The sequence below is a fragment of the Lysinibacillus irui genome (assembly GCF_028877475.1).
In the GTDB taxonomy this organism is placed as follows: Bacteria; Bacillota; Bacilli; order Bacillales_A; family Planococcaceae; genus Lysinibacillus; species Lysinibacillus irui.
This window is the reverse complement of the sequence record NZ_CP113527.1, coordinates 45594-66479: the sequence shown is the minus strand read 5'-3', so window position 1 is coordinate 66479 and position 20886 is coordinate 45594. Positions and strand designations below refer to the sequence as shown.

At 39.8% G+C, this 20886-nt stretch carries 19 protein-coding genes and 3 rRNA genes; 1 reads left to right on the top strand and 21 read right to left on the bottom strand.

Annotation, left to right across the window (positions count from 1 at the left end):
• Nucleotides 1-10: 10 nt before the first annotated feature.
• Nucleotides 11-781: a TatD family hydrolase gene (locus OU989_RS00315; RefSeq protein ID WP_274795152.1), complete on the bottom strand. Its 771-nt coding sequence runs from the start codon at nt 779-781 to the stop codon at nt 11-13.
• A gap of 252 nt (nt 782-1033) precedes the next feature.
• A complete protein-coding gene (gene metG, locus OU989_RS00310; RefSeq protein WP_396631777.1) occupies nt 1034-3025 on the bottom strand; it encodes a methionine--tRNA ligase in 1992 nt (663 codons plus the stop codon).
• Between the two features lie 334 nt (nt 3026-3359).
• Here metG and OU989_RS00305 point away from each other — a divergent pair, with 334 nt between their 5' ends.
• On the top strand, nt 3360-3638 hold the full coding sequence (locus OU989_RS00305; RefSeq protein WP_274795150.1) for a transition state genes transcriptional regulator AbrB: 279 nt from the start codon (nt 3360-3362) through the stop codon (nt 3636-3638).
• 227 nt (nt 3639-3865) lie between these two features.
• On the opposite strand, the gene rsmI is transcribed toward OU989_RS00305, so the two are convergent.
• From rsmI to dnaX, 19 genes are all read right to left on the bottom strand, one after another.
• Nucleotides 3866-4738, bottom strand: coding sequence for a 16S rRNA (cytidine(1402)-2'-O)-methyltransferase (gene rsmI / locus OU989_RS00300; protein ID WP_274795149.1), 873 nt, complete (start codon nt 4736-4738; stop codon nt 3866-3868).
• Complete coding sequence (locus OU989_RS00295) at nt 4735-4998, bottom strand: GIY-YIG nuclease family protein (RefSeq protein ID WP_274795148.1); 264 nt, start codon at nt 4996-4998, stop codon at nt 4735-4737. The genes rsmI and OU989_RS00295 overlap by 4 nt, the downstream gene beginning before the upstream one ends.
• Nucleotides 4982-5731, bottom strand: a complete 750-nt coding sequence (locus OU989_RS00290) for a tRNA1(Val) (adenine(37)-N6)-methyltransferase (protein WP_274795147.1) — start codon at nt 5729-5731, stop codon at nt 4982-4984. Before OU989_RS00290 ends, OU989_RS00295 begins: the two co-directional genes overlap by 17 nt.
• Before the next feature lie 63 nt (nt 5732-5794).
• Nucleotides 5795-6151, bottom strand: coding sequence for a DNA replication initiation control protein YabA (gene yabA / locus OU989_RS00285; RefSeq protein ID WP_274795146.1), 357 nt, complete (start codon nt 6149-6151; stop codon nt 5795-5797).
• A gap of 27 nt (nt 6152-6178) precedes the next feature.
• Nucleotides 6179-6994: a PSP1 domain-containing protein gene (locus OU989_RS00280; RefSeq protein WP_274795145.1), complete on the bottom strand. Its 816-nt coding sequence runs from the start codon at nt 6992-6994 to the stop codon at nt 6179-6181.
• Complete coding sequence (gene holB, locus OU989_RS00275) at nt 6987-7991, bottom strand: DNA polymerase III subunit delta' (RefSeq protein WP_274795144.1); 1005 nt, start codon at nt 7989-7991, stop codon at nt 6987-6989. The genes OU989_RS00280 and holB overlap by 8 nt, the downstream gene beginning before the upstream one ends.
• A 156-nt stretch (nt 7992-8147) precedes the next feature.
• Nucleotides 8148-8588: a YaaR family protein gene (locus OU989_RS00270; protein ID WP_274795143.1), complete on the bottom strand. Its 441-nt coding sequence runs from the start codon at nt 8586-8588 to the stop codon at nt 8148-8150.
• A gap of 141 nt (nt 8589-8729) precedes the next feature.
• Nucleotides 8730-9059: a cyclic di-AMP receptor DarA gene (locus OU989_RS00265; protein WP_155594094.1), complete on the bottom strand. Its 330-nt coding sequence runs from the start codon at nt 9057-9059 to the stop codon at nt 8730-8732.
• A gap of 158 nt (nt 9060-9217) precedes the next feature.
• Nucleotides 9218-9847 carry a dTMP kinase gene (tmk, locus tag OU989_RS00260; protein ID WP_274795142.1) on the bottom strand — a complete coding sequence of 210 codons (630 nt, stop codon included), beginning with the start codon at nt 9845-9847 and terminating at the stop codon, nt 9218-9220.
• Between the two features lie 17 nt (nt 9848-9864).
• On the bottom strand, nt 9865-11289 hold the full coding sequence (locus OU989_RS00255) for an aminotransferase class I/II-fold pyridoxal phosphate-dependent enzyme (protein WP_449826346.1): 1425 nt from the start codon (nt 11287-11289) through the stop codon (nt 9865-9867).
• A gap of 268 nt (nt 11290-11557) precedes the next feature.
• Nucleotides 11558-11995 carry an SRPBCC family protein gene (locus OU989_RS00250; protein WP_274795141.1) on the bottom strand — a complete coding sequence of 146 codons (438 nt, stop codon included), beginning with the start codon at nt 11993-11995 and terminating at the stop codon, nt 11558-11560.
• Between the two features lie 201 nt (nt 11996-12196).
• A 5S ribosomal RNA gene (gene rrf, locus OU989_RS00245) occupies nt 12197-12312 on the bottom strand.
• A 195-nt stretch (nt 12313-12507) separates the two neighbouring features.
• A 23S ribosomal RNA gene (locus tag OU989_RS00240) occupies nt 12508-15435 on the bottom strand.
• A gap of 180 nt (nt 15436-15615) precedes the next feature.
• Nucleotides 15616-17167, bottom strand: a 16S ribosomal RNA gene (locus OU989_RS00235).
• The 16S, 23S and 5S rRNA genes sit together here, the layout of an rRNA operon.
• Nucleotides 17168-17447: 280 nt before the next feature.
• Nucleotides 17448-17720: a pro-sigmaK processing inhibitor BofA family protein gene (locus OU989_RS00230; protein WP_274795140.1), complete on the bottom strand. Its 273-nt coding sequence runs from the start codon at nt 17718-17720 to the stop codon at nt 17448-17450.
• Between the two features lie 74 nt (nt 17721-17794).
• Nucleotides 17795-18010, bottom strand: a complete 216-nt coding sequence (locus tag OU989_RS00225; RefSeq protein WP_274795139.1) for a YaaL family protein — start codon at nt 18008-18010, stop codon at nt 17795-17797.
• A gap of 13 nt (nt 18011-18023) precedes the next feature.
• Nucleotides 18024-18620 carry a recombination mediator RecR gene (recR, locus tag OU989_RS00220; RefSeq protein WP_274795138.1) on the bottom strand — a complete coding sequence of 199 codons (597 nt, stop codon included), beginning with the start codon at nt 18618-18620 and terminating at the stop codon, nt 18024-18026.
• A gap of 12 nt (nt 18621-18632) precedes the next feature.
• Nucleotides 18633-18947 carry a YbaB/EbfC family nucleoid-associated protein gene (locus tag OU989_RS00215; protein ID WP_004233957.1) on the bottom strand — a complete coding sequence of 105 codons (315 nt, stop codon included), beginning with the start codon at nt 18945-18947 and terminating at the stop codon, nt 18633-18635.
• A gap of 21 nt (nt 18948-18968) precedes the next feature.
• The gene (gene dnaX / locus OU989_RS00210) at nt 18969-20753 is read right to left on the bottom strand and encodes a DNA polymerase III subunit gamma/tau (protein ID WP_274795137.1); all 1785 of its coding nucleotides are present in this window, start codon (nt 20751-20753) and stop codon (nt 18969-18971) included.
• Nucleotides 20754-20886 lie beyond the last annotated feature (133 nt).

Here is a 20886-nt window from a genome sequence, read left to right as displayed (position 1 = left end):
TCTAAGCTAGTTAATTGTCAATCCCAAAAAATTTTTTCGCATTGTCTGTAGTTGCTTGTCCAATTTCCTCAATTGTCAACCCTTTTAAACGCGCAATTTCCTCCGCAACTAAGGGTACAAATGCTGGTTCATTGCGCTTACCTCGATGTGGATGTGGCGCCAAGTAAGGGGCATCTGTTTCGATCATCAAGTGCTCTAGAGGTATTTCTGTAGCCACTTCCTTTGGCAGACGTGCATTTTTGAATGTTACTGGTCCACCAAGACTAATCATAAAATTCATAGCTATACATTCACGCGCTGTTTCTACACTCCCACTAAAGCAGTGCATAACACCTCCTACTGATGCTGCGTTCTCTTCGCGTAATATTCTTACAACATCTCCTGTTGCATCCCTGTTATGAATAATAATTGGCAAACCGGTCTTTTGTGCTAAATGAATCTGTTTGCGGAAAAGTGCTTGTTGAACGTCTTTTGGGGATTTATCCCAATAGTAGTCCAACCCAGTTTCACCAATGCCAACTATTTTTGGATGTGATGCTAACTTTTCAATCCATTCCAAATCTTCTTGCGTACAATCAATGGCATCTACTGGATGCCAGCCAATAACACCGTAAACAAAATCATATTGCTCTATCAATTGCATAGTTCTTTCAATGGTTTTACGGTCAAAACCAATTACAACCATTTTCTCTACTTTAGCTTCAAGGGCTCTATCTATTACCGCCTGAAGGTCTTCATCATACTGATCTGCGTTTAAATGTACATGGCTATCTATAAACATCTTCATTCTCCTAACATCGATTTTATTAAAATTTATTATTTCATATTTTTCGTAAGCATTACAAATTTGTTACAAACTATTTGGTAATGTGACATTACACTTAATCGACAACTCTACTTATAATACAAAATACCTAAAAATCCCTTTATTTCACAACGCACAAACTATTTCAGAATAATAAATAGTCCTTTTTACAACCAGATTTGAAAAGCCTGCCGAATATTTTCTATTCAGCAGGCCTTTCATAGTTTTTTACTTTACCTTTGCACCATTTTCAAGTTTCGGATCAACTGATGCTAATTTTAAAATTCCATCTTTTTCACCAGCTAAAATCATACCTTGTGACAACTCTCCACGTAATTTAACTGGTTTTAAATTCGCAACGACAATCACCTTTTGACCAATTAATTCATCGGGATTATAGAATTTCGCAATACCTGAAACAACTTGGCGTTGCTCGTATCCTAGATCAACTTGAAGCTTTAATAATTTATCAGCTTTTGGGACGGTTTCACATGCAGTTACAGTTGCCACTCGCAAATCAATTTTCATAAAATCATCAATAGTAATTTCAGGAATATCTGGATGTTCGTTAGACTTGGCAACCTTATTAGTTTCTTCTTCTTGTGGTGTTTTCACAGAACCACGCATTTCCTCACGAATATAAGCAATTTCAACTTCATTTTCCAAGCGTGGGAAAATAGGTATCCCTTTTTCTACCACTTTAATGTTTGCTGGAATAGTATTGCCGAATGTTTCAATTGTATCCCATGCTAAGAATTTGTCATCTAAACCTAACTGATCGATCATACGTTTTGGTGTTGTTGTCATAAATGGTTGTAACATGACAGCTATTTGGTGTAAGCTTTCTGCCAAATTTCGCATAACAGCACCTAGTTTTGGCTTATCCGCTTCTTCTTTTGCTAATACCCAAGGCTGGGTTTCATCTATATATTTATTAGTACGTGAAACTAGTGTCCATAGATCAGCAAGTACGACACTAAATTGCATTTTTTCCATACTTTCTTCATATTTAATACGAACTGACTCAGCTTGTTCTTTTAAACCTGCATCAAATTCTGTTTGTTGAAGATTTTCTGTAGGAATAATGCCATCATAATATTTATTAATCATGGAAATAGTTCGATTTAATAAATTACCTAAATCATTTGCTAAATCAAAGTTTGTACGTTCGATAAATGATTCTGGAGAAAATACCCCGTCAGAGCCAAATGGCAATTCACGTAAAAGGAAATAACGTGTCGCATCTAGGCCATAACGCTCGATTAGCATTTCTGGATAAATGACATTTCCTTTTGATTTAGACATTTTACCGTCTTTCATCATAATAAAACCATGGGCAAATACCTTTTTTGGTAATGGCAAATCTAATGCCATTAAGAAAATAGGCCAATAAATAGTATGGAAGCGAACAATATCTTTTCCTACTACATGTACATCTGCTGGCCAATATTTGTTGAACAATGTCTCATCATCTGAAAGATATCCTAGAGATGTAATATAATTCGTTAATGCATCCACCCACACATAAATGACATGCTTTGGATCCCCAGGTACTTTAATTCCCCAATCGAAGGAAGTTCTTGATACAGATAAATCTTCAAGTCCTGGTTTAATAAAGTTGTTAATCATTTCATTTTTCCGTGATTCGGGCTCAATGAATTCTAGATTTTCTTCATAATAAGCTAATAAACGATCGGCATATTTCTTCATATTAAAGAAATACGATTCTTCTTTTACTTTGTGCACTGGTCGACCACAGTCTGGACAATTTCCATCAACTAATTGAGTCTCTGTAAAGAATGATTCACACGGTGTACAATACCAGCCCTCATATTCGCCTTTATAAATATCTCCATTATCTAAAAACTTCTGGAAGATCTTTTCGACAGCTTTAGTATGTCGTTCTTGCGTTGTTTGAATAAAGTCATCGTAAGAAATATCCATTAAAGCCCATAGCTTTTTAGCAGCATCTGCGATTTCATTTACATAATCTTGAGGGTGCTTACCTGCCTCTGCTGCTTTTTCCTGTATTTTTTGTCCATGCTCGTCCATACCTGTTAAAAAACGAACATCATAGCCACGTAAACGTTTATAGCGTGCAATAGTATCAGATGCAACTGTTGTATATGCCGTACCAATATGAAATTTCCCACTTGGATAGTAAATGGGTGTTGTTATATAGAATGTTTTTTGTTGTTCACTCACAAGAACTGCCTCCATTGTTCTACAATATACTCTCTATTCTAACGAAGTACGAAATTCGTTTCAATGAAAGTTTATTACATGCGAAAATTGTCGAATAATATATTCAATCCATTAAATGACTTAAATAAGAACCTTTTTTACTATTATAGAAAATATTTATTAAAAACCTTTTAAAATAATTAAAATATCTGCATTCTTCTCAAAAAAATTTTTCTAAAACCATAATATTAGTGTATTAATTAATTGACGTTTATGGCATTACTTGGTATGATAACTATCAGACAAGGAAATAATGTCGAAATTTGACGAAATACAAATATAACTTTTATAAATTAGGAGGAAATCTATTATGAAATCAACAGGGATTGTTCGTAAAGTCGATGAGTTAGGTCGTGTAGTAATTCCTATCGAGTTACGTCGTACGCTAGGTATTGCTGAAAAGGACGCTTTAGAAATCTATGTCGATGATGATAAAATCATCTTAAAAAAATATATGCCTAATATGACATGTGCCGTTACTGGTGAAGTTTCAGATGATAACTTCCGTCTAGTTGGAGGCAAATTAATTTTAAGTCCAGAAGGCGCTGAAATGTTAGTAAAAGAAATCCAAGCTAACTTAAAAAAATAACCTTCTTACTCACCTAAATCAACTCAGTGATTTAGGTGTTTCTATTTGTATACAAATTAATATACCCAATTTCTATACCCCTTATAATGTCCATGTCAGACCTTTCTACTCAAGGTTACTATTATTTACAATTCTTATCAATTTAAAATTAGTTATGTCGACGCTTTGTAGCAAGAAGCTTCAAATTAAAATAAAGAGCTACCTAATAAGGTAACCCTTTACTATTATTAACTATGATATTCATTATAAATATCTCTCTTCGCGACTTGTCTTAGCTTGGCTACTTCCTTAATTGCCTCTTTTGATGTAACATTCGATTGATTAATAATGTAATCTACATGTTCCACAACCGACATCGTTTGCCAATAGGCTTCTTCTTCATTTTCCTCTTCGACAGAGCTATTACCTTCAAGGACTATACAAAACTCTCCTCGTATTTCCTCTGTCTGTGACCATTCTACAGCTTCAACCAATGTACCACGTAAAAATTCTTCAAATTTCTTAGTTAGCTCTCGGGCTAAGACAATGCGACGGTTACCGAGTATAGCCTCCATATCTTTTAATGTATCCTTTAAGCGATGTGGTGCCTCATATAATAAAATAGTTTCTTGACGTTTTTTTAGTTGCTCTAATTGCTGCCGACGTTCTTTTTTTCCACGATTCAAAAAGCCATAAAAGAAAAATGGCTGTGGCGTCAATCCAGAAGCAATTAATGCTGATATCGCTGCATTCGGACCTGGTACAGGCACAACAGGAAAGTTTTCAGCAATTGCTTTTTCGACTATATCCGCTCCCGGATCAGAAATACAAGGTAAGCCTGCATCACTTACTAAGGCAATTGTTTTCCCTTCATGTAGTAAAGTTAATAATTTTTCTCCACCTACTGCTAAATTATGTTCATGGTAGCTGATTAATGGGGTTTCAATATCGAAGTAATTACATAGCTTCTTTGTATTTCTTGTATCTTCTGCTGCTATAATATCGGCCTCTTTTAAAATGCGCAATGCACGTACACTCATATCCTCTAAATTCCCAATAGGTGTTCCTACCAGATATAAACAGCCTGTCAAATCGTGTATTGTACTTTTTTGAGATTTCACGATTCACCCCTCCTTATATAATTTATTTTCTGTGTTCTTGTTAATTGCTTAAATGCATATTCAGCACGCATAGCTTCTTGCTTTGTCTCAAACATTTCATTATAAATACATTTCACTGGACCTCTAGCTCTTGTATATTTTGCCCCTTTACCAGCGTTATGTATAGCAACACGTTTTTCTATATTATTTGTATACCCAGCATAAAGTGTTTGATCCGCACACTCTAGTACGTAAAAGTAGTGATTATTGCTCTTTTCCATAAAGGATCTCTCTCACTTCTTCTGTATATTCATTATTGGCATCATAGACATACAAAGGTGGCAAGATTTTTAAATCTGGCTTCCCATCTTTTATTCCTTCTATTAGTAACGTATTGGCTTCTTTACCTTCTTTCGGATAAATGAGTTGCATCCTTTTAGGCTCTAAGCGATTTGCTCGCATCGCTGTAACAATATCTAATAATCGACCTGGACGATGCACAAATGCAGCTTTGCCACCTTGCTTTAATAACTTACTGGCTGATTGAATAGCTTCTTCTAATGTTAAATATAGTTCATGTCTTGCAATGGCATGATGTTCACTGAGATTTTTATCACTTGCCTCATGAGCCAAAAAATAAGGTGGATTGCAGGTAACAACATCATACTTTTCAATGCCTAATTGTTTCGGTATTTCTTTTACATCGCCAAGAATCATTTGAATTTGATGTTCTAATTGATTATAACGGATACTTCTCTCTGCCATATCAAATAAACGTGGCTGAATTTCTACTCCCTTTATTTGTCCCTTTGTACGTGCACTTAAAAAGAGAGGGATTACACCATTCCCTGAACATAAATCAACAATATTCCCCTTATGGTAGGGAATATTAACAAACTTTGAAAGCAATACTGCATCTAATGAAAACGAAAAGACGGAGGGGCTTTGAATAATACGCAAATTCTCAGCCAACAAATAGTCTAATCGTTCATCATCCTTTAGCCAGTTTTTCATGCTTATTCCTCCTACTCTACAAAACAAAAGACTGATACCACCTTAGTGGGAATCAGCCTTCTATTACGCATTTTGTTTATTTAAAAATGATAGACAAAACAGACAATCTTCACCTTTACGTGAACTTCCAAAATGAACATGACAAACATGGAAGCCTTCCTGATATAAGCGAGCAAGATTATCATAACCTTCACCTATATCTAACGGACTCTCTTTCTTTACTTCAGCAGCTTGTACGGAGTTTGTATTAGAAAGTAGTTCTTCTAGACGTGTACGAAGATGATGATTTTCTGTCTCAAGCGCTTTATGCTCTTCCATCATTAACGCTACAAATTGTTTCAATGCACCGAATTGCTCCTGCATTGCTTCGAGCTGTTGTTCGAACTCCATAACGGTATCTAAGAAATTACGGTCCTTCACCCAAGCCACCTCGTTAAATTCTCTATCTTAAATAAGATTTTTTTCGCATGCTAGTAGTTCTTCTAGTGTATACTCAACTGTGCGTTCCTGCTCTTGTAAATATACTTGTATCAGTCTTTCTAGCACATTTAACCCTACAACTTTACCGCGGCCATCTGGTGTCATCGTTACCTCACCAATATCTGGCATGCCCTCTTTTGCTTCTTCATATTCATCATTTTCATACTTTAAGCAACACATTAAACGTCCACAAAGACCTGATATTTTCGAAGGATTTAATGATAGGTTTTGATCTTTAGCCATTTTAATAGAAACTGGCTCAAAATCACCTAAAAATGTGGAACAACAAAGCATTCTTCCACACGGGCCAATGCCACCTAATAATTTTGCTTCATCACGCACACCGATTTGGCGAAGTTCGATACGTGTTCTAAAAACCGAAGCTAAATCTTTTACAAGATCCCTAAAGTCAACTCGTCCTTCAGCTGTAAAATAAAAAATAATTTTATTACGATCAAATGTATATTCAACATCTACAAGCTTCATTTCTAGATTATGCTCTATAATTTTAGTACTAGCGAGATCAAATGCACGTTTCGATTCTGCTGCATTTTCCTCAACTTGAATACGATCACGATCATCGGCTGGTCTAAGTACTTGTTTGAGTGGTAATACAACATCATTATCACCTACCACTTTTTGAGGGACAACTACTTTTCCATATTCTACACCGCGTGCTGTCTCTACAATAACATATTGATTATTTTCTAGTAGAAATGATGCCGGATCAAAATAATATATTTTACCCGCCTTCTTAAAGCGGACTCCTACTACATTATACAAATGTATATCCCTCCTGCAGATTTAGCATTAACTGCTCCATCAATAACGTCCTATTCATGTTACGTTGTAAAGAGGCGCGTGCTTGCAAAATAGATTCCAGCTGACTTGATAATCGGTCATAAGTGGAATATAACGCAACTTCTTTAAATAGTGGTAACATGTCTGGATAAGTACAAGCTGCTTCGGGATTAGCTTTTATTGACACTATATCACGGTAAGCAAATAGTAGTAAATCCAATGCTTGCTCCATCTCGCCTTTTTCTTTAAAGTTCGGTAACCAATCTTCATGTACAACGAGCATCGCTTCATGTACATTTTGTTGAATGGCATCTACTAATTTTAACACTGTTTTTCGAGCAAGTGCAAACTGCTCATCATTTGCCAAAAATATGGCCATTTCGAGCTCGTTTGTCATCATGCTTACTGTTGAAGCCATCGAATGCGAAACATTATTTTCTTGTAAATGTTTGAGTAAAACATGTCGCGGCATTTTTTGGAATTTAATATGTTGGCAACGAGAACGGATTGTTGGGAGAATTGACTGCATTTGCTCTGTTAATAAAATTGCAGTTACCTCTCCATCCGGCTCTTCTAAAAATTTAAGTATCATATTTGCTGAAGCTATATTTAGACGGTCTGCATGATGAAGCACATAGATTTTACGTCCTTCTTCTACGCCCATCATTTTCATTTCTCCAATGAGTTCTCGCATTTGATCAATTTTTATAAATTGACCATCTGGATAAATATGATGAATATTTGGGTGATTTCCTGAATCAACACGTCTGCAATTTCGACATGTTTCACATGGAACATTTTCACTAGGTTGCTCACATAGCATTAATTTGACAAAAAAGTGCATAATATCAGCCTTGCCTGTCCCTTTTTCGCCTTCAAAAATATATGCATGTGCTAATCTATTTTTGTCAAAAATCGTTTGAAGTTGCTTCATTACGACTGGTTGTAGCGTGAATAGCTCTTCAACATTCTTGGCCATAAATTTAATTTCCTTCCTATATATACAACAAAAGTGTGATTGTTTCCAATCCTTGCTTGCTGTAAAGGAACGTTACTGTAGTCCCTATGTTATTGACAATTTGCCAAAATCAAATTTGAAAAAAAGCCCGCGCCTAATAAGATCGAGACACGGGTTTTACATATATAAATTAATTAGTAAGCCTTTAATCTCACCGATTTTATCGAGGAGGTCAATTGCTTCCTTTTCTTCATCTAAAATATCTTGGGCAAGTTCAACGAGACGCGTATCAATAGTTTCAATAATTTTAAGGCGTCTTCCTTCACCAAAACGATTCCATGTATGTGATTGTTTTAAATCCATACCATGTTCTACTGTCTCTTGTAGAAATCGTTTCACAAGCATTTTAAATCTAGCAAGTTCTCGTAAATTACGTGATCTTGCAACGCGATCTCCTGCACTCGATATATCTCCTAACAAACGTGTTAGTTGTTCTGTTTGCAACTTGTTCCCTTGCTTGACGACCATATCCCCAAATCGGTTATTTTGATTATTATTTTGTAGTGGCTCTTTGCGATTTGTATTTAACCCGACACGTATATCTTGATTAATCTTCAAGGTGGTTTCGCCCCCACTAATCTTTATCTATTTCTCCTTGGCGTGATTGCATGAGGATAAATATGAAGCTTTTCTATTTAGTTTCATATTTATCCTACTTTAATTAAATGACCTCTGGTGGTTTAACATAGGAGGCTAATTTTAAAAATGATGGAATTGTTCAATTGGTAAAACAAACACAGTAGCTCCCCCTACCTCTACCTCCACAGGATAAGGTATATAGGAATCAGCATTTCCTCCTAATGGAGAAACGGGTGCAACCATTTGCTCTCGTGCTCGACAATTATCCCGAATAATATCTAAAAGTTTGGGTATGAGAGAGTCTTCAGTTCCTATCAGAAACGTCGTATTTCCTGAACGTAAAAATCCTCCTGTGCTCGCTAATTTAGTTGCGCGAAACTGATTTTTCGTTAAAGCATTTGATAAGCGGTTGCTATCCTGATCTTGCACTACAGCTACGACTAACTTCATTCGCACTCACCCCTTTTATAAAATTAACCTAGTTAGGTTTAATACTATTCCTAAGCATCAGCATTTATAAACATTTATAATCCACTATAGATATCCGTATGAAGATAAATGAATGGATAGTATCATTATATCACAATGTTGTAGACAACTTCATGCTTTTACTGCATTGCTTTCAATAATAATAACCATACATCTTCAACAACACTTTCAATATCTTGGTCTGCATTCACTACATGGATACGTTCTGGATATCGTTCTACTAATTGTAAATATCCTTCACGTACCTTCTGATGAAACGGCAAACTTTCAACATCTAAACGATTTACTTCCCGATTGTCCGTTGCATAAATACGAGCTAAGCCTACCTCTGGAGCAAGATCAAATAAAATGGTCAAGTCAGGTAATTTTTTACCGATAGCAAATTCATTAATAGAAAGAACTTCATCGACACCTATTCCTCTTGCAAAACCCTGATAAGCTAAAGATGAATCAATAAAACGATCACATATGACTAACTTCCCAGCATCTAAAGCAGGTCGTACCTTTTCAAAGTAATGCTGACTTCTTGCAGCAGCATATAATAAGGCTTCTGTCCGTTCGTCCATTGCCGTATGTTCAGGATTTAAAATAATCGTTCTTATTTTCTCCGCAATCTCGATACCACCTGGTTCTCTCGTTGCTAGAACATCAATATTCTTTTCAGTAAGTCGCTTTGCAATCATTTGAATGACTGTTGTTTTTCCTGCCCCCTCTGGACCTTCGAATGTAATAAATAAATTGCTATTCATGTTGTTATTTGCCTCCACTATTTAATGACCTGAATCATTTTTTCTGCTAAACGATGATTTCCTTGGAATGTTGCACCTGCAGCTAGTAATTCTTCCAATTGACTTAGCTTTGCCACTGTTATTTTTTCTCCAGGAACAAGTAACGGTATACCAGGTGGATACGGAATAATCATATTCGTAGATATTCGACCTATTGTACGCATATATGGTAACCATTCTTTTTCTAATGATGCAATCTCACTAAAGGTAAAGGTAGGCTCTGTAATTGGTACAAAATGATAGGCAGTTTGAGAAACTGTTTTGCTATTTATTTTAGCTGTGCCTAATAGCGTTGTTATTGCTTCTTTTATACGGACTCTTATTTCAGCAAACGGGTAGGTATGTCCTTGCTTCAGCAAAGGTAACATAAGTAAGACCTGATTCGCATCAGCTAGCTCCCCATAGACATGTTGTGCCTCTAATGCTTCTTGTAGCTGAAAACCACTATAACCATCGACACGTAACAATAGTTTTAATGGATCATCTACCTCAATTACTTCCAATGAACCAATCGACCTTAAAGCCTCAACCCATTGTTTCTTTTTTTCTATTATATATGCCCCATCACTCTCCATATATGTCTGTACATAGTAGCGAGCATCATCTAATGAAGCCAATAGCACATAAGATGGGCTGCTAGATTGTAACATACGTAAATAGTGATGTATTTTATCGGCATCTATCAATTCTGACTTTACATGCATAAAGGATGCCATTGTCATAGCTGGTAGTGTTTTATGCGCTGATTGTACAACAACATCTGCCCCAAACGACAAAGCAGATGGTTGAAATAGATGACACGCACTAAAATGAGCGCCATGTGCTTCATCCACTAATACAGGGATTCTCTTCTCGTGACAATAAACAATTTGTTGCTGTACTTCATTAGAAGTGACCCCATAATAAGTAGGATATGTTAAAACTACTGCTTTCGCTTCTGAATAATTATCTATTGCTTCTTTGAGATCATGAAAAGTTACATGTGTTGCCGTTAACGTCCGGTCATCCCATATTGGTGACACAAATATAGGCTTTGCTCCAACAAGTTCAATGGCATGAAATATAGATTTATGTGCATTTCGCTGAACAATAATAGTATCACCCTTATGACAAGTGGCATAAATCATTGCTAAATTTCCAACAGTAGAGCCACCTACTAGAAAAAAGCTTTTTTTGGCTCCATATGTATCTGCTAATAAATTTTCTGCTTCTAATATCATTCCCTCTGGATAATGTAAATCATCCAGATCCGTTAATTCAGTTACATCATACCGCATAACATCCTTAAATGCTTGAGGGAGGTGGGACAGCTCGCCATGCTTATGGCCTGGGACGTGAAAGGAAATATTTTGTTGTTTTCGAAAACGTTCTAATCCCTCTATAATTGGCTTTTTCTTATCCAAAACAAACACACCCATTTTCGTTAAGATTCTCATTTAATTATACGGGATTATACCACGATAAAAAAGCAATCCCTCGACAAGGCATTCCATATTTATTTGTTACCTATAGAAATTTCAACAAAATGTCTTATTATCCTCAATGTCGCTGCATTGTTATTGCAGTTGAACCTTTACTCTAATCAACAAAAATATGTACTGATTCCATATAAAAACCGATTATTGTCATTACCTTCAATAATCGGTTCTCTTCTTAAATCAAAATCATAAGCTATTCCTTTGCCACGGTAAACGCCATTTCTTCCACTAATTGTTCTACGAGTCGAGGTACAAAATTATCTAGTATGGGATTCATTATCGCTGCTAGAAAACCGCTAGCCTTCATTGATAAGCTTCCAATTAATAGAAATGATCCATCTGGATTTTGTTTTATTTCAAAGGAACCGTCACCATTAATCGGATCAGATAACCCCTCTAAATCAAAAAGTACTTGATGAACCTCTGATTTTGTCTGAGTAAGTTTCACTTTAACAGCTTTTTGAATAACGCCAAAATCACCTTGGAAGACCCAAATCATATCATTTTTATTTAGTAATTCGTGATGTAAGTAACCTGGTATTAAAACAGCCCAACGTTCCTTATTTAGAATAAAACTCTCTAATTTTTCTTTCTCTACCTCAATATCCTTTCTATATTGCCCTGTTGCCATTACACTGCACCCCTTTGTGAATTTTAATCACTCCATTAAACTTTAGCATTTTATGGGTTTAAAAAGCAATTTCACCAGGTTTTTTATGTAACAGTTATTTGACCCTTACTTGAAAAATATCCTTGTCAAATCAACAATAGGAAATCGGCAACCTCAAGCTCAATATAAAAAAACCACTGATTTCTCAGCGGTTTCTTTTTTGCCTAGCGACGTCCTACTCTCACAGGGGGAAGCCCCCAACTACCATCGGCGCTAAAGAGCTTAACTTCCGTGTTCGGTATGGGAACGGGTGTGACCTCTTTGCCATCATCACTAGACTATGTTCGATCTTCAATACACGGCGTATTACTGCGTCAGCTGCTCTCGCTCAATCAGTCACGTACAGAAGTACGCTCCCTCAATCACTCGGTTGCTCCTTGTTCTACTTGTGTCTTGAAGCTCTCTCATTTTTATTGTTGAAAGTATTGTTCTTTCAAAACTGGATAAACGGCGCATTGAATGCTTCAAACAATTTGGTTAAGTCCTCGATCGATTAGTATTCGTCAGCTCCATGTGTCACCACACTTCCACCTCGAACCTATCTACCTCATCGTCTTTGAGGGATCTTACTTACTTGCGTAATGGGAAATCTCATCTTGAGGGGGGCTTCATGCTTAGATGCTTTCAGCACTTATCCCGTCCACACATAGCTACCCAGCGATGCCTTTGGCAAGACAACTGGTACACCAGCGGTGTGTCCATCCCGGTCCTCTCGTACTAAGGACAGCTCCTCTCAAATTTCCTACGCCCACGACGGATAGGGACCGAACTGTCTCACGACGTTCTGAACCCAGCTCGCGTACCGCTTTAATGGGCGAACAGCCCAACCCTTGGGACCGACTACAGCCCCAGGATGCGATGAGCCGACATCGAGGTGCCAAACCTCCCCGTCGATGTGGACTCTTGGGGGAGATAAGCCTGTTATCCCCGGGGTAGCTTTTATCCGTTGAGCGATGGCCCTTCCATGCGGAACCACCGGATCACTAAGCCCGTCTTTCGACCCTGCTCGACTTGTAGGTCTCGCAGTCAAGCTCCCTTGTGCCTTTACACTCTACGAATGATTTCCAACCATTCTGAGGGAACCTTTGGGCGCCTCCGTTACCTTTTAGGAGGCGACCGCCCCAGTCAAACTGTCCGCCTGACACTGTCTCCTGCCCCGCTAAGGGGCATGGGTTAGAATTTCAATACAACCAGGGTAGTATCCCACCGACGCCTCCTTCGAAGCTGGCGCTCCGAGATCTCTGGCTCCTACCTATCCTGTACAAGTTGTACCAAAATTCAATATCAGGCTACAGTAAAGCTCCACGGGGTCTTTCCGTCCTGTCGCGGGTAACCTGCATCTTCACAGGTACTATAATTTCACCGAGTCTCTCGTTGAGACAGTGCCCAGATCGTTACGCCTTTCGTGCGGGTCGGAACTTACCCGACAAGGAATTTCGCTACCTTAGGACCGTTATAGTTACGGCCGCCGTTTACTGGGGCTTCAATTCGCAGCTTCGCTTGCGCTAACCACTCCTCTTAACCTTCCAGCACCGGGCAGGCGTCAGCCCCTATACGTCACCTTACGGTTTTGCAGAGACCTGTGTTTTTGCTAAACAGTCGCCTGGGCCTATTCACTGCGGCTCTCATGCGCTTGCACGCTCAAGAGCACCCCTTCTCCCGAAGTTACGGGGTCATTTTGCCGAGTTCCTTAACGAGAGTTCTCTCGCACACCTTAGGATTCTCTCCTCGACTACCTGTGTCGGTTTGCGGTACGGGCACCTCTCACCTCGATAGAGGCTTTTCTTGGCAGTGTGAAATCAGGAACTTCGTCCATACGGACTCGCCATCACAGCTCAACGTTACAGTGTGCGGATTTGCCTACACACACGCCTTACTGCTTGGACGCGCATAACCAACAGCGCGCTTACCCTATCCTACTGCGTCCCCCCATTTCTCAAACGGTGAGGAGGTGGTACAGGAATATCAACCTGTTGTCCATCGCCTACGCCTGTCGGCCTCGGCTTAGGTCCCGACTAACCCTGAGCGGACGAGCCTTCCTCAGGAAACCTTAGTCATACGGTGGACGGGATTCTCACCCGTCTTTCGCTACTCATACCGGCATTCTCACTTCTAAGCGCTCCACCAGTCCTTCCGGTCTGACTTCAACGCACTTAGAACGCTCTCCTACCACTGACATCGTAGATGTCAATCCACAGCTTCGGTGAATCGTTTAGCCCCGATACATTTTCGGCGCAGCGTCACTCGACCAGTGAGCTATTACGCACTCTTTAAATGATGGCTGCTTCTAAGCCAACATCCTGGTTGTCTGTGCAACGCCACATCCTTTTCCACTTAACGATTACTTTGGGACCTTAGCTGGTGGTCTGGGCTGTTTCCCTTTTGACTACGGATCTTATCACTCGCAGTCTGACTCCCGTGTATAAATATCTGGCATTCGGAGTTTGTCTGAATTCGGTAAACCGGGATGGCCCCCTAGTCCAAACAGTGCTCTACCTCCAGTATTCTCATCACGAGGCTAGCCCTAAAGCTATTTCGGAGAGAACCAGCTATCTCCAAGTTCGATTGGAATTTCTCCGCTACCCACACCTCATCCCCGCACTTTTCAACGTGCGTGGGTTCGGGCCTCCAGTAAGTGTTACCTTACCTTCACCCTGGACATGGGTAGATCACCTGGTTTCGGGTCTACGACCACGTACTATTTCGCCCTATTCAGACTCGCTTTCGCTGCGGCTCCGCCTTCTAAAGCTTAACCTTGCACGTAATCGTAACTCGCCGGTTCATTCTACAAAAGGCACGCTATCACCCATTAACGGGCTCTAACTACTTGTAGGCACACGGTTTCAGGATCTCTTTCACTCCCCTCCCGGGGTGCTTTTCACCTTTCCCTCACGGTACTGGTTCACTATCGGTCACTAGGTAGTATTTAGCCTTGGGAGATGGTCCTCCCGGATTCCGACGGAATTTCACGTGTTCCGCCGTACTCAGGATCCACTCAGGAGAGAACGAACTTTCGACTACAGGGCTTTTACCTGCTCTGGCGGACCTTTCCAAGTCGCTTCATCTAACTCGCTCTTTTGTAACTCCGTATAGAGTGTCCTACAACCCCAAGAGGCAAGCCTCTTGGTTTGGGCTCTTCCCGTTTCGCTCGCCGCTACTCAGGGAATCGATTTTTCTTTCTCTTCCTCCAGGTACTTAGATGTTTCAGTTCCCTGGGTCTGCCTTCAAGACGCTATGTATTCACGTCAAGATACTACGCGATTAAACGTAGTGGGTTCCCCCATTCGGAAATCTCCGGATCAAAGCTCACTTACAGCTCCCCGAAGCATATCGGTGTTAGTGCCGTCCTTCTTCGGCTCCTAGTGCCAAGGCATTCGCCGTGCGCCCTTAATAACTTAACCAAGTTATTAAGCCTATAAAAAACTTAAAAAATAAATGTGTTTGTTACAATTTCAATGTCGTTTTATCCAGTTTTCAAAGAACAAGTTTTGAAGTATTTCATTCGGAAGAATGAACCTTCAAAACTGAACGCAAAACGTAATCTTACAAACCCTAGGTTTGTATTCCGAAATAATCCTTAGAAAGGAGGTGATCCAGCCGCACCTTCCGATACGGCTACCTTGTTACGACTTCACCCCAATCATCTATCCCACCTTCGGCGGCTGGCTCCAAAAGGTTACCTCACCGACTTCGGGTGTTACAAACTCTCGTGGTGTGACGGGCGGTGTGTACAAGGCCCGGGAACGTATTCACCGCGGCATGCTGATCCGCGATTACTAGCGATTCCGGCTTCATGTAGGCGAGTTGCAGCCTACAATCCGAACTGAGAACGACTTTATCGGATTAGCTCCCTCTCGCGAGTTGGCAACCGTTTGTATCGTCCATTGTAGCACGTGTGTAGCCCAGGTCATAAGGGGCATGATGATTTGACGTCATCCCCACCTTCCTCCGGTTTGTCACCGGCAGTCACCTTAGAGTGCCCAACTAAATGATGGCAACTAAGATCAAGGGTTGCGCTCGTTGCGGGACTTAACCCAACATCTCACGACACGAGCTGACGACAACCATGCACCACCTGTCACCGTTGCCCCCGAAGGGGAAACTATATCTCTACAGTGGTCAACGGGATGTCAAGACCTGGTAAGGTTCTTCGCGTTGCTTCGAATTAAACCACATGCTCCACCGCTTGTGCGGGCCCCCGTCAATTCCTTTGAGTTTCAGTCTTGCGACCGTACTCCCCAGGCGGAGTGCTTAATGCGTTAGCTGCAGCACTAAGGGGCGGAAACCCCCTAACACTTAGCACTCATCGTTTACGGCGTGGACTACCAGGGTATCTAATCCTGTTTGCTCCCCACGCTTTCGCGCCTCAGCGTCAGTTACAGACCAGAAAGTCGCCTTCGCCACTGGTGTTCCTCCAAATCTCTACGCATTTCACCGCTACACTTGGAATTCCACTTTCCTCTTCTGCACTCAAGTCCCCCAGTTTCCAATGACCCTCCACGGTTGAGCCGTGGGCTTTCACATCAGACTTAAAGGACCGCCTGCGCGCGCTTTACGCCCAATAATTCCGGACAACGCTTGCCACCTACGTATTACCGCGGCTGCTGGCACGTAGTTAGCCGTGGCTTTCTAATAAGGTACCGTCAAGGTACAGCCAGTTACTACTGTACTTGTTCTTCCCTTACAACAGAGTTTTACGATCCGAAAACCTTCTTCACTCACGCGGCGTTGCTCCATCAGGCTTTCGCCCATTGTGGAAGATTCCCTACTGCTGCCTCCCGTAGGAGTCTGGGCCGTGTCTCAGTCCCAGTGTGGCCGATCACCCTCTCAGGTCGGCTACGCATCGTCGCCTTGGTGAGCCGTTACCTCACCAACTAGCTAATGCGCCGCGGGCCCATCCTATAGCGACAGCCGAAACCGTCTTTCAGTGTTCCGCCATGAGGTGGAACAGATTATTCGGTATTAGCCCCGGTTTCCCGGAGTTATCCCAAACTATAAGGTAGGTTGCCCACGTGTTACTCACCCGTCCGCCGCTAACGTCAAAGGAGCAAGCTCCTTCTCTGTTCGCTCGACTTGCATGTATTAGGCACGCCGCCAGCGTTCGTCCTGAGCCAGGATCAAACTCTCCATAAAAGAAATTTGATTAGCTCAAATTGTTTTGCTGGCATCAATTTTGATGTCCAAAATTTTGTTTTGTTCACTAGCCGAAACTAGTTACTTAAAACTTTATTGATTACGTTTTGCTTGTTCAGTTTTCAAGGTTCATTTGTTTGCCGCTGTTTCAGCAGCAACTCTTATATAATATCACGTCTCATATAATGTGTCAACATAAATTTTTAATTTACTTTTGTTTCAATCAGTTATATTAGCGACTTTTATAAGTATACTACATTATTATCATAATGCAAGCTTTTTATAAAAAAAATATCAACGCTGTTATTCCAAATACACCCGGAATTCCTAAAACCGCAATCGTTAAGACTGAAAATAAATTAATCGGTACGTTATATCCTATATAACCTATACCTAAATGAATCATAAATAATAATAGAAAAGCAAATGCAAATCTAAACCAAAACACTGATAATCCTTCTAAAATTTTGCCTAGCTTAGCATGTCTTATTATTACATAAAGAAAAAGAAGCCCCACAGGAACACAAATACTCATAATTACTAACCAAGACATATGCTTGCCTCCTCAATAAAATAATTATGAAAGTTTATGTTTCCTGTTTTGCTTCTATGATTATTTAATAAGAACTATTTTATTAATACTCTACGAATTCTAGCTTCCTTAAATAAATAAAAATGGATACTCTCTGCTGTTTTACGTTGAGCAATAACCCCAAGGTCGTAGTCATCCATTAATTCTTCTATTATTTTTGCCTGCTGTAAATCCTCTTTTGTTGCCTTTATAAGATTCACAAGCTTATCATCGAATTCTTTTTTTAATTTCCCTTTACTACGGAAGAACATATTAATCCCTCACTCATAACTCGCGTCGACCTTCCATTGCTTTAGATAACGTTACCTCATCTGCATATTCTAGATCTCCACCTACTGGCAATCCATGCGCAATACGAGTTGTACGAATACCTGATGGCTTGACAAGGCGCGAAATGTACATAGCTGTTGCCTCACCCTCAATCGTTGAATTCGTAGCTAGAATAAGCTCTTGAACACTTTCATCTTGCAAACGCACTAATAAGGAAGCAACATTAATATCCTCTGGGCCGATGCCATCCATTGGCGAAATTGCTCCCTGAAGTACATGGTACATGCCGTTATAGTCACGCATTTTTTCCATTGCAATAACATCTTTTGTATCTTGTACAACACAAATAATAGAATGATCTCGTTGCTTATCTGAGCAAATATGACATGGATCTACATCCGTTATATTGCCACAAACAGAACAGTAGCTCAGATTTCGTTTAGCATCAATGAGTGCTTTAGAGAAAGATAATACATCGTCTTCCTTCATTGATAACACAAAAAACGCCAGACGAGCCGCAGTTTTCGGCCCGATACCTGGCAATTTCATAAAACTATCGATCAATTTAGATATTGGTTCTGGGTAGTACATAATGAATACCTCCTAGAATGGAAGGTTTAAGCCTTGAGTGAATTTCCCCATTGTTGAATTCGTTTTTTCTTCTACTTTTTTCAACGCTTCATTTGTAGCGATAACAATTAGGTCTTGTAACATTTCGATGTCTTCAGGATCTACCACAGATTCATCAAGATTTACGGATACAACCTCGCGCTGACCTGAAACAGTTACTTTTACCATGCCGCCGCCTGCAACACCCTCAAATTGCTCAGCATTTAATGCTTCTTGAGCCTCCATCATTTCCTTTTGCATTTTTTGCATCTTTTTCATCATACCTTGCATATTTCCCATTCCACGCATAAATGTTTTCCTCCTAAAAATTTAATCTTCAATAATTTCAACAAAGTCTTTACCAAAGAGTTTTTCAGCCTCTGTCACAAGTGGGTCTTGTGAAGCAAGAGGTTGAGCATCGTCGATAAATGGTTCTTCTGGCATTTCTGCCGGTGGTGGCTCTAATAATTCCTCCCCATGTTCTGAAGCCGTTAATGTTTTCTTTTGCTGCAGACCATGATCACGAATAAATTCTTCACGCATCTTTAACCAGGATTCTTCCGGTATACAAAGCATCTCGTACATTGTGCCAGTTTGTCCCGCAATTAGTTGTGTAAAGTGAGCCTTTAAAGATTGGTTATCAGCAACCATCTGACAATGAATATCATACTTGAATTTTAACACAAAAGCACTCGAAGATGCCGCAACAGGCTCGGCTTCTGCCAAAAGAGCAGATTGTGATTTTTGCATTTGACTTAATGCTTGCGCCCACACCGATTTTATACGTTGCACATCTTGTTTTGTTGCATCTTTTAGTATTTCTTGAATACGACCAGTCGGTGCTTTATAGCCATTCGGACTTTTAGCACGAGGCCGCTGCTCTTTTTGGGCTGGTGATGTTTGTGCTGGTGCCCCAGTTTGCAATTGTAAGGATAATTGCTGAACCATCTGCTCAAGCGCAACAATTTTTTGAGTGACCTCTGGGCTTTGCGTCATTTCATTGGTAGCCATCGTTGAATGGGCGACCCCTCCTGAAAACTGTACCATTTTAAGTAATGCTGTTTCTAAGTAAATTTTCGTATGGTGAGAGAAGCGCATCTCTTGCTGTGTTTTTGCGAGAATATCTATATAGCCATAAAGCATATCTGGCGCGAATTCATGTGCTAAAGTAAATACACGTTCCTCGGGGGACACAAGCTCTAAGAGTTCAGCTAAATCATCACTTGTTTGAAGTAATAATAAATCACGGAAAAAGGTAATTAAATCCTCCGAAAGACGCAAAGGGTCCTTTCCATCGGCTATAAGTTGCTCTAAAAGCGCAAGCATTTGTGCAACATCTTTCATCTTGAGTGCCTCAGCTAAATCATAGAAAACATCCTGACTAATTGAACCTGTAACTAACAACGTATCCTCAAGCTTTAACTTTTCTCCGCTGAAAGACACAACTTGATCCAATAAACTTAAAGCATCGCGCATTCCCCCAGCTGCAGATTGTGCGATAACCTTTAAGCCTTGTTCTTCATATGGTAAATCAATATCCTCTAAGACAACCTTCATTCGTTCAATAATATCATTTGTAGAAAGTCGCTTAAAATCAAAGCGCTGACAACGAGAAATAATCGTTGCAGGCAATTTATGAGGCTCTGTCGTTGCTAAAATAAATACAGCGTGAGGGGGTGGTTCTTCTAAAGTTTTTAAAAGAGCATTAAAAGCACTTGTAGAAAGCATATGTACTTCATCAATGATGTACACCTTGTATCTACTGCTAGCAGGAGCAAAACGTACTTTCTCTATAATATCTCTAATTTCCTCAACACGTGAATTCGAGGCAGCGTCAAATTCAATGACATCTGGATGAGATCCATCAGTAATACTTAGACAAGTAGCACATTCATTGCAAGGTTCTTTTGATGGTGCATGTTCACAATTTAATGCTTTCGCAAAAATTTTAGCTGTACTTGTTTTCCCAGTACCACGTGGCCCAGAGAATAAGTAAGCATGTGTGGTTTTATTCGCTAGGAGAGCATTCTGTAGCGTTCTTTTGACATGAGCTTGACCTGACATTTCTCGAAAAGATTGTGGTCGATACACACGATAAAATGCTTGATACGTCACTATATTTCTCTCTCCTTTTCCATGTAATTGAGTAGTTTTATTATAGCATTTGCTATCTTATATAGAAAATGAAGTTATTGATTAAATATAAAAAAGCACCCGCCTATAGTAGACGGATGCTTTGAATTGGCAA